8 protein-coding genes are annotated in these 10,290 nt (G+C 66.7%); 2 read left to right on the forward strand and 6 right to left on the reverse strand.

Going from position 1 to position 10,290, the window contains the following annotated elements:
- The 6 genes from trsS to V7116_RS23725 all read right to left on the reverse strand — a co-directional run.
- A partial coding sequence (gene trsS / locus V7116_RS23700) for a radical SAM (seleno)protein TrsS (protein ID WP_349258558.1) occupies positions 1-1,148 on the reverse strand: 1,148 nt, incomplete at its 3' end.
- The gene (locus V7116_RS23705) at positions 1,148-1,588 is read right to left on the reverse strand and encodes a DVU_1555 family C-GCAxxG-C-C protein (protein ID WP_324394469.1); all 441 of its coding nucleotides are present in this window, start codon (positions 1,586-1,588) and stop codon (positions 1,148-1,150) included. The genes V7116_RS23705 and trsS, both read right to left, overlap by 1 nt.
- A gap of 115 nt (positions 1,589-1,703) precedes the next feature.
- The gene (gene trsM / locus V7116_RS23710) at positions 1,704-2,432 is read right to left on the reverse strand and encodes a DVU_1556 family methyltransferase (RefSeq protein WP_324394470.1); all 729 of its coding nucleotides are present in this window, start codon (positions 2,430-2,432) and stop codon (positions 1,704-1,706) included.
- Positions 2,429-2,638 (reverse strand): DVU_1557 family redox protein, encoded by a 210-nt coding sequence (locus V7116_RS23715; protein ID WP_324394471.1) that lies wholly within the window; start codon positions 2,636-2,638, stop codon positions 2,429-2,431. Before V7116_RS23715 ends, trsM begins: the two co-directional genes overlap by 4 nt.
- A complete protein-coding gene (locus tag V7116_RS23720) occupies positions 2,635-4,956 on the reverse strand; it encodes a pyridine nucleotide-disulfide oxidoreductase/dicluster-binding protein (protein ID WP_324394472.1) in 2,322 nt (773 codons plus the stop codon). The genes V7116_RS23715 and V7116_RS23720 overlap by 4 nt, the downstream gene beginning before the upstream one ends.
- 230 nt (positions 4,957-5,186) lie before the next feature.
- A complete protein-coding gene (locus V7116_RS23725; RefSeq protein ID WP_324394473.1) occupies positions 5,187-7,907 on the reverse strand; it encodes a molybdopterin-dependent aldehyde oxidoreductase in 2,721 nt (906 codons plus the stop codon).
- A gap of 366 nt (positions 7,908-8,273) precedes the next feature.
- On the opposite strand from V7116_RS23725, the gene V7116_RS23730 reads away from it, so the two are divergent.
- Positions 8,274-9,353 (forward strand): substrate-binding domain-containing protein, encoded by a 1,080-nt coding sequence (locus tag V7116_RS23730; protein WP_324394474.1) that lies wholly within the window; start codon positions 8,274-8,276, stop codon positions 9,351-9,353.
- A gap of 36 nt (positions 9,354-9,389) precedes the next feature.
- A partial coding sequence (locus V7116_RS23735) for a dipeptide epimerase (RefSeq protein ID WP_324394475.1) occupies positions 9,390-10,290 on the forward strand: 901 nt, incomplete at its 3' end.

A 10,290-nucleotide genomic window follows, 5' to 3' on the forward strand; every position in this document is an offset into this window, starting at 1 on the left:
CTTGGCCCGGCGCGCAGCGGGATCACCGCGTCCGGCGCGACCCACTGCCGCGCCACGAAGCCGCGTGTGCGTGCCGCCCCCTCGGCGGCGTCTTCCGGCGCGCCGCAGCACGCTTTCGGCGTATGCTGCGTCCACGGCAGCAGCGATCCGTCCGGCATCACGACGAAATTGCCGTGAAACGAGCACAGTGCGTTTTCGCAGCCCGGCGGCTCGAACGCCTCGCGCCGCACGCGCCCGCCCGTCTGCGTCTCGACGGCGCAGATCACGTCGGGGATCGTCACGCGCTGCGCGTCCTCCGGCGGCGCAGGATACCGCCCGAAGTAGCTGACCGGCTGGAAGTGCACGCCGCGCACGGCGGGCACGTGCGCCAGCGCGAAGTCGATGATCGCGCCCACGCGGTCCATGTTGACGCCCGGCACGAGCGTGGGAACCAGCACCACGCCGATCTCGTTCTGCGCGCAGTGCTCGATCGCCTTGCGTTTGGCCGCCATCAGCGCCGCGCCGCGCAGGGTCCGGTAAATGGCGTCGTCCGTGCCGTCGAACTGCAAAAACACCGATGCGACGCCCGCCGCCTTCAGCCGCGCCGCATAACCGGGATCGGCGGCAAGGCGCAGGCCGTTGGTGTTCACCTGGATGAAGCCAAAGCCCATCGACCGCCCCAGCGTGGCGATCTCCGGCAGGTCGTCCCGCACGGTCGGCTCCCCGCCCGAAAGCTGCACGTTGCACGGCCCGCCACTGTCCAGCAGCCTGCGGAACCACCCCGCGATCGTGTCCAGATCGGGATCGGCAGGCGCGGGGCCGCCCGCATCCGCGAAGCACACCGGGCACTTCAGGTTGCACCGTTGTGTGACTTCCAGCAGCGCCGTGCACGTCTGCTGCCGGTGATCGGGGCACAGGCCGCAGTCGAACGGGCACCCCTGCTCGACCGCCGTCAGCGGCGCGCGCGGATAGGCCGGGATCTTGGGCCGGGCCCACGCCGTATACGCCGGGTCGCCGCGCCACACGATCGTCTCGAACGCGCCGTGCTGGGGGCACGACTTGCGCAGCAGCACGTCATCGCCCCGCTGCACGCGCTCGGCGGGGATGCGCGCCAGACACTCCGGGCAGACGCTTTCGGTCTGCGCCAGAATCCGCTCCTCGGCAGCGATCACGGCTCGTCCTCGCCCGTCATTTCATACTCGTCCAGCAGCGCCCGCACTTTCTCGTACGTGCTCACGACGATCGTCGGGCAGCGCGCGGCCATGTTCGCGGAACTGCCCGCGATAATGTCGTTGCAGGTGATGCCGCCGTACTGCGCCCCGAACTCGTCCTTGAACCAGCTCACCAGGGCCCGCACCATGAAATCCAGCCGCACGTCGTCCTTTTCCTCGGGCGCGCCTTTGCCCGCGTAGAGGCTCAACAGGCATGCGCCGCCGGTCAGCCCGCCGCAGATCTCGCCCGAAAACCCCAGCCCTCCGGCCAAGCCGCGCGTCGCCCGCACGAGGTCGGGATTCTGCTTGCCCTGATCTTCCAGCCCCATGCTGACCAGGATTTGGCTGCAATAAAACCCCTGCTGCTTGAGCTGCAGCATCCGCATGAGATCGTCCATCGCTGCCAGACCTCCTCACAACCGCATCTTTGTTTGCCCTGACCGCCGATCGCTGGCGGCTGATCGCGGCTTTAACCTGTGCTTAAACTGCCACCTGACGACGGTTAACTTTCTTTTACGCGCTCTTTTTCTCTTTTCGAGCGATCAACAAAATATAGCCCGGCTTCGCGCCCGCCACCGCGTTCTGCATCGCTCCCGCGCCTTCCCCCGCCGCGCAGGCCCAGAACGCCCCCAGCGACCCGTACTCGAAGATGATCCGCGCGGCCAGGTCCGCCAGCGCCCGCGTGTGATCCTCCATCAGCACGAATGCCAGCCCGTGCACGCTCAGCGCCGGGATCAGCGTCTCGGGCGACAGTGCGCTGCCCAGGCACGTCGCTATCGGCAGATCGTCCCGTGCGGGCGCGCCTGCCGGTCGCCGCGCGTGCATGTCGCTGATCACGAGATAACCGCCCGCGCGCAGCACCCGGCTGAATGCCGCCAGCGCCCGGTTCAGGTCGGGAATGAGCGACAGCACACACTCGGCCAGCACCGCGTCGAACGTCCCGGGCGCGAACGGCAGATCCTCGCCGCGCCCCCGCACCAGCCGCAGATCCGGCGCGCGCGTGCGTCCCGCCGCCAGCAGCGCTTCGGACGGATCCAGCCCCACCGCGTCGAACGTCCCGCTCAAATGCTCGACCGTCGCCCCCGCGCCGCAGCCCACGTCCAGCACGCGCGCGCCTTCCGGCAGCCTACAATGCACCAGCGCGTGATCGGTCAGCGCCAGCCCGCCGGGACGGATCGTGTCGCCCGTTACCTGCCGGATCGCGGCCTGCTCGAACAGGTTGCGCGGCTTCTCTCCGCTCATTTATCTTCCAGAAGCTGCTCGACGTCGGCCATTTTGCCCGTCGCCAGATCCTCGGAGATGTACACCTGTCCGCACTGCGGGCACACCGGCAGATCGACCGGGAAGCTGCTGCCCATGTACGACACGTTGATCTTTTTCGTCTCCAGCGCGCAGCCGCACTTTCCACACACCCATTCGGGCGTGTTTTGTTCGGGCACAGCGGTCATGACTTGCCCCCTTCGCCCACGTCCATGCGGTGGCTGTAGGCGTTGAACACGACGAACGCCTCGCCTTCCAGCGCGTACTCGACCCAATACGTCACCGCGCCAGGGCGGTAATGCGCCAGGATGTGCCCCGTCGCCGGGTTCACCAGCCGCGACCCCGTGCGCTCCGCCTGCGCGATCACCTGCTGCACGTCTTCGATCAGGATCAGGCGATCTTCCAGGCGCGCCCGCACCTCATCGGCCATGCGCAGTTCGATCCGTTCGTACTCGTCCTGTCCGCTCACCATCTCTCCCCATACCGTTTTCAACAGGCTGCGCTTGAGCCGCACGCGGTTTTCGTGCCGCTGCGAATAGCCGGGCCCATGCGCGGCAGGATCGCCCTCCGCGCCGAAGATCAGGTCCAGCAGGTGCAGCGTGCGCTTGCCCTGCGCGGCGAAAAAGTCGCGGCACACGGCGCAGTACGTCACGTAATCCGCCGGGCTTTCCGCCACGCGGCGGCGCACCGTGGCCTGCGCCAGATCGCGGTTGGTCAGCCACATCTGCCCGCCATACCCGCAGCAGGTCGTCTTTTCGCGGCTCAGCGGCAGCTCCTCGACGGCGTAGCCCAGCCGCGTCACGATCCGCCGCACGCTGTCGTGCATGTGCGGCTCGTAGCGCGTCGTGCACGGATCGTGAATCGAGATCGCTCCAGTCGCCGCCGGGTGCGCGCCGTCCGGCAGGCCGTCCCGGTCGAACACATCCCACAGCGAGACCAGTTCGGCGCCGGGCAGGTGCGTCTTGAACACCTGATAACAGCTTGAGCACGCCAGCACCAGCGCCGGGCGGCCCATCGCCTCGTACCGCGCGCGGAACGCGTCCAGCGATTCCCCGAACAGGTCCGCACGACCCGCCCAATCCGCAGGCGCGCCGCAGCAGCCCAACGCCAGCCCGACCCCGCCCGCGAGATCGTCTTGCAGCCAGTCGTAGATCCGTTCCACGTACTCCGGGTGCGACGCGCTAAGCTGGCAGCCGGGGAAAAACAGGTACGCGCTCGCCGCCGTGCCCGGCTGGTGGCGGACCAGCGTAAACTTATCGCTGTTGCTGAACGCCATATCGCGCAGCGCGAAGTCGTGTGCGGAGGGCGGCATCCGGTTTTGCGCCACCATGATGCGCCGCGCTTCGCTGCACACCGCGCCCATATTCAGGTTCGTCGGGCAGACTTCCGCGCACAGCCCGCACACCGCGCACGAGTTGATGAAGCGGTTCGAGTGCCGCTCGCCCATGACGATCGACAGGTTGTTGTAGATCTCGCGGATGTACTTCTTCGGGTAACCGCCGTAGTGCGCCAGATATTCGCAGACCTTCACGCACTCCATGCACTCGCACTGAATGCAGCGCCCCGCCTCGTCGGGCGTGTATGCGCCCTGCGCGTCGCCCGGCGGCACGGCATCCAGCGGCGCGATCCCGTCCAGCGACGTGTACAGCGCCGTCACATACGATCCCTCGTTTTGCCGCGACGCCGCCAGCGAGACGTGCTGCACGGCGCGGTCGATCGACGTCGCCGCCCGGCGGCCCTCCGCCATCGACGTTACCGGCGACCATCCCGCGCCCGGACGCACCAGCCCGCCCCCGGCGAACACGCCCTCGCGGCTGGTCTGCGCCGTCAGCGGATCGACCGACAGCGCGCCATCCGCCTCTAAATCCAGCCCCCACGCATCCGCCGGAGCGCGCCCCGCGCCCAGATACACCGCGTCGAACGTCCCCGCCAGCGTTTCGAGCGCCGCCCCATCTTCGACCGGCGCATTCAGCCGCACGTCGATCCGCAGCGTTCCCAGCACGGCGAAATCGGCCTCGATCTCCGCCTGCAGCGCGTCCGCGTCGGGATGCGCCCACAGGCTCCCGCCCAGGCGATTCCCGGCCTCGAACAGCGTGACCGCGTACCCCTTGCGCGCCAGATCGACCGCCGCCGTGAGGCCGCTGAAGCCGCCGCCCACCACTGCGATACGCTGCTCACGGGCGGGCAGTGGTCGCGGCGCCGGACCCGCCGCGCCGTAATCGAGCGCCGCGCGTTCCAGCGCAACCAGAGCCAATGATGCGCCCGCCTGCCCGCGCAGGCACGCCGCGCGGCACGGCTCGTCACACAGGCGGCTGAGAAGGCGCGGAAACGGCACGGTTTTGTCGTACAGCCGCCGCGCCGCCGTAAAGTCGCCGCGACCTAGCGCGCCCAACATGCCCCGCGCATCGACGTGCAGCGGGCAGGTCGCCTGGCACGCGGGCGCGTGCTCCTGAATGCACAGCGATTCGAGTTCTCGGCGTTGTTTTTGATCGGTCAGATTGATCATGATGCTCCCGCCGGTACGATCTCCGCGAAAGGAACAGTGCTACCGCGAATACCGAAAGGGGGCGGGTTTGGACCCCCGCCCCCATAGACCGTGAGCATTCTCACCCCCGCCCGGCCCTTGTGCTTCCCCCCGGCTGCCCACCTGCGGCAGCCGCCCCGGTCGCGGGGGGTCAGTGTGCTCTTGCCTATTGCTTTCAGTCAGCCGTCAATCCCGAACGGCTAACTGCTTCTCTACACGGGTTCCGACATCGCCGCCAGGACCTTTTCGGGCCGGGCAGGCAGATGCGTCACGCGCGCACCGGACGCGTTTTTGATCGCGTTGAGGATGGCGACATGCGGCGAGGTCAGCGGCAGTTCGCCCACGCCAGCCGCCCCAAACGGGCCGTTTTCGCGCGGGGTCTCCACGTAGATGATCTCGATGTCGTCGGGGATATCACGGATGGTCGGCACGCCCGCGCCCAGCATGGTCGAGTGCTTCTTGATGTCCTCGAAGTCCTCGCTCAGCGCCAAACCGACGCCCTGCGCCAGTCCGCCGTAGATCTGGCCGTCCACCACCAGCTTGTTGTTGATCTTGCCGATGTCGGCCACCAGGGTCAGTTTGTCCACGACCGTCTTGCCGCTCTTGACGTCCACGTCCACTTCGGCCATGAACACGCCGTACATGTACACCGCGAACGGCGCACCCTGGGCGTTGGCGTCGCAGTTGCTGGCCGAGGCCATCGTCCACTTGCCTTCGTGGCGAAGCTGACGACCTTCGGCGACCATCTCGTCATAGGTGCGAAACGATCCGTCCGCCTTGCGCATGGCCGCGATCAAAGACTCGCACGCCAGCTTGATGGCGTTGCCGGTCATGACTTGGCTGCGGCTGCCGCCCGACGGCCCGCTGTTGGGCACGCGCGCGGTGTCGTTCATCACCAGCTTGATCTGCGCGGGGTCCAGTTCCAGCGGCAGCAGCGCCTGATGCGCCGTGCCCAGCGTGCCCATATCCGCGCCCTGGCCGTGATCCTGCCAGGAGTTGTAGATCGTCACGCCCTCCGGCGTCAGTTCGGCCCAGGCCTCCGAGCCGTCCGGCCCGTCCAGGCCGCAGCCGTAGATGCCGATCGATACGCCGACGCCCTTCTTGTGCTCGTCGGTCGAGTTTTCCTTGGCCTTCTGCAGCGCCGCCTGATACTTCGGGCGCATCAGGTCGATCATCTCCGGCAGGCTGTAGACTTCCGGCTCCTGGCCGGTCGGGGTCGTCGCGCCGGGGCGGTAGACGTTCTTGTAGCGCAGCTCCAGCGGGTCCATGCCCAGCTTTTCGGCCAGCTCGTCCATCAGGCTCTCGGACGCCAGGAACGCCTGCGGCGATCCATACGCGCGGAAGGCCGATCCCCAGACGTGGTTGGTGGCAACGGTATGCCCCATACCGCGAATGGCCGGGATGTCGTAGCCCGCGCCCATGAACTGCGCGCCACGCAGCGTCAGCAGGTCACCGAACTCCGAGTAGGGCCCGTGGTCCACGACCCAGTCGGTTTCCATGGCCAGCAGCTTGCCTTCGTCGTCGGCAGCGAACTTCATTTTGACGAAGAACGGCGAGCGCTTGCCGGTGTACTGCATGTGCTGCGCGTAGTTGTAGCGCAGGAAGACCGGACGCCCGGTCGCCATCGCGGCGACGCCCAACAGCGCTTCCATCGTCGGGCTGAACTTGTAGCCGAAGGTCGCCCCGGCGGGATTCTGCACCAGCCGCAGCTTCTCCGGCTCGATGCCCAGGCCCGGCGCGATCATCGCGTGGTGCAGGTACAACCCGATGCTCTTGGAGTGGATCGTCAGGCGATCTTCCTCGTCGAAGTACGCGAAACCCACGTCCGGCTCCACCGTGAGATGGGGCTGCCGCTGGAGATAAAACTCGTCTTCGACTACGTGCGGCGCAGATGCCATGATCGAGGCGGTGTCCTCGCCCTTGGCGATCCGCTGCTCGAAGTAGACGTTGGGCGTGCCGGGGTGAATCTCGATGGCGTCGTCGGCCATGGCCGCCGGGGCGCTCATGTAGGCGGGCAGTTCTTCCACCTCCATGTGCACCTTCTCAGCGGCGGCGCGGGCGTGCGCATCGGTATCCGCACACACGATCGCGATCGCGTCGCCGTACTGGAAGATCTTCTCGTCGCACAGGATCGGGCGATCCCACCCGTCACCCTTGTTGCTGGGGAAGGTGATCAACCCGGTGATGCGGTTCTTGCCCTTGACGTCCTTATAGGTCAGCACCGCTTCTACGCCCGGCATCTTTTCCGCTTCGGACGTATCGATCGACAGGATATTCGCGTGCGAGACCTTCGCCTGCGCCAGCGCCAGATACAGCATATCGGGCGGCAGCTTCAGGCCCAGGTCCGAGCCGTAATCGAGCGTGCCGGTGACCTTGGCCGCCGCCGACGGGCGCGGGAAGCTGGTGCCCCAGATGTGCCCGTTGCTCGACTTGTACTCCAACGCCGATTCCGGCATTTCGCCGCGCATCACCTTTGCCGCGTCCATCACCGCGTCCACGTACGGCTTGTAACCATTGCAGCGGCAGACGTTGTGACGCTTCTGGAACCAGTCGCGCACTTCCGCGCGCGTGGGATCGCAGTTGAAGTCCAGCAACGCCTTCGCCGACACGACGAAGCCCGGCGAGCAGAAACCGCACTGCGCCGCGCCGTGCAGGATAAACGCCTTCTGGATCGGGTGGAGGTTGTCGGGGGTGCCGATGCCCTCGACGGTCAGCACGTTCGCGCCGTCGGGAATTCGGCTCATCTTGGTGATGCAAGCCAGGGTATACTTGCCATCAACCAGCACGGCGCATGCGCCGCAGTGGCCGTCTTCGCAACCGTCTTTTGTGCCGGTGAGCAGCATCTGGTGGCGAAGCACATCCATTAAGGTATCTTCGGGGTCAACGATCACCGTTCGGAGCAGACCGTTGACGTTTAAAGCGATCTTTCGCATCCTTTCCTCCAAAGAATAAATGAAACAGAGCGAGGGAGTACCAGACAGGCAAAAGCTTAAACCGGCTGGGAGCGTTTCACGTGTCTGTGGATGCGACGATCCGGCGCAAAAAAACGAGCGGCAGCCAACAGAACTGCCTGCTCGTTAGTGGACCGGACAGGTAATAGCGAGACACTGTGAACAGTTGTGGGGCATAACGAATATTAGTTTTAGCACTGCATCAGTACCTATATAAAATTACTTATGCCCCAAAGGGTTATCTATAACACATCCTTGTTTTCAGTATAGAGAGTTCAAAGAGTGTGTCAATTAAGTTGTTACACTTGTCACATCTATCGTTACGAATGATCACCGGGAGATGGCCGAGTGGCCTTATTCGAAGAAATCGCCGCATCGATCCGGCTGCAAATCGTGAATGGGGCGCTGCAGCCCGGCGACCGGCTGCCCTCCGTGCGCGAGATGTCCGAGCGCTGGGGCTGCGCGCCGGGCACGGTGCAGCGCGCGTACAAAGAACTGACCCGCCAGGGGTTGATCGCGGCGCAGGTTGGCCAGGGCAGCCGGGTCGCCGCGCGCGCGGAGGCGCATACCCCGCTGCGGCGCGCCGCGCTGACTAACCAGATCGAAGCGTTCCTGCTGGGCGTTTTCGCCGCCGGATATACGCCGGGCGAGGTGGAAAACGCCGTGCACACCGTGCTGGAACGCTGGCAGGCCCAGACGGGCAGCCCGGCGCACGCCCCGCTCGAAACGATCCGGTTCGTGGGCAGCCACGATCCCGGCATCCTGCTGCTCGCGCATCGCTTCGCGGAGCTTGCGCCGGGTTTCGCGCTGAAAATCACCTTCGCGGGCAGCGTCAGCGGCCTGATCGCGCTGGCGCGCTTCGGCGCGGATATCGCGGGCTGTCACCTGTGGGACGCCGACACCGGGACGTACAACAAGCCGTTCATCCGCCGCTTTTTACCGGGGCGGCAGGTCGCGCTGCTGACTCTGGCGCACCGCCGCGTAGGGCTGATCGTGCCGCCGGGCAATCCCGCTGCGCTCGGCTGCCTGCGCGATCTGGCAAACGAGCACCTGCGGTTCATCAACCGCCAGCAGACGGCGGGGACGCGCATCTGGCTGGACGAGCAGCTCGCGCAGCAGGGCATCAAAGCGGCGCAGATCCGGGGCTACGACGACGAAGCGGCCACACACCTGGAAGTGGCGGGAGCCGTCGCCAGCGGGCGAGCCGACGCCGGGCTGGGCGTCGAAGCGGCGGCGCTCGCCTATGGCCTTGACTTCGTGCTGCTGACCAGCGAACGATACGATCTCGTCATCCCGGCGGAAGTGTGGGATCTGCCCGCGCTGCGCACGCTGCGCGGCTGGCTGGCGTCGCACGACGCCAAGACCTCGATTGACGACCTGGGCGGTTACGACACGACGCACACGGGCCATGTAGAGTGGGTCGGTTAGCGCGCCCGGTTCTGCGCGCTCGAAGGACGAAGACGAATGAGTCTCACGATTCAGACAGTACCGCTTCAGCTTGAAAACCCGTTTCACCTCTCGTATGGCACGACCACCGTGCGCGAAAACGTGGTGATCGAACTTCCCGGCGCGCCCGGCGGGTACGGCGAAGCCGCCGTGGTGCCCTATACTGGCGAGACACCCGCCCGCGTGATCCGTTACCTGGAAGATCCGGCGGTCGCGGAGGCGGTACAGCGCGATCCGCTGCTGCTCGAAGACGCGATCGACGCTCTGCCGCCCGGCGAGTCCAGCGCGGCCCGCGCCGCCGTGGATATCGCCCTGCACGATCGCTGGGGCCGCGCGCTGGGCCAGCCGCTGTACCGCCTGTGGGGGCTGAACCCGGCCCGCTGCCCGCAAAGCTCGTTCACGGTCGCCATCGCGGACGACGAAGCGGAGTACCGCGAGCACATCCGCGCGGCGGGGGCGTTCGGCCTCATCAAGCTGAAGCTCGGCAGCGGCGACTGGCGGCGCGACCTGCATCTGGTCGATCTCGCGCGGGATACGGTGGGCAGCCGCTTTTGCGTGGACGCCAACGGCGGCTGGTCCGCGGAAGACGCCGCACAGATCATCCCGCTGCTGGCCGACCGGGATATTTTGTTCGTGGAGCAGCCCGTCGCGCGCGACGACTTCGCAGGCTGGAAGGCGCTGCGCGAGACGCTGCCCGCCGGGATGCCGCCGCTGATGGCCGACGAATCCGTGCAGGGCGTGGCGAGCGTGCCGCCGCTGGCGGGCCTCGCAGACGGGATCAACATCAAGCTGGCGAAGTGCGGAGGGTTGCGCGCCGCCCGGCAGATGATCGCGCTGGCGCGCAGCTACGGGATGCGCGTGATGATCGGCTGCATGGTCGAAAGCTCGATCGCCGTGACCGCCGCCGCGCACCTCGCGC

It is taken from the genome of Aggregatilinea sp. (assembly GCF_036822615.1).
Classification (GTDB): domain Bacteria; phylum Chloroflexota; class Anaerolineae; order Aggregatilineales; family Aggregatilineaceae; genus Aggregatilinea.

Coding starts and splice junctions, on each gene's coding strand:
- trsM (WP_324394470.1), bottom strand. CDS start 2,432: ATGAGCGGAGAGAAGCCGCGCAACCTGTTCGAGCAGGCCGCGATCCGG.
- V7116_RS23715 (WP_324394471.1), bottom strand. CDS start 2,638: ATGACCGCTGTGCCCGAACAAAACACGCCCGAATGGGTGTGTGGAAAG.
- V7116_RS23720 (WP_324394472.1), bottom strand. CDS start 4,956: ATGATCAATCTGACCGATCAAAAACAACGCCGAGAACTCGAATCGCTG.
- V7116_RS23705 (WP_324394469.1), bottom strand. CDS start 1,588: ATGGACGATCTCATGCGGATGCTGCAGCTCAAGCAGCAGGGGTTTTAT.
- V7116_RS23725 (WP_324394473.1), bottom strand. CDS start 7,907: ATGCGAAAGATCGCTTTAAACGTCAACGGTCTGCTCCGAACGGTGATC.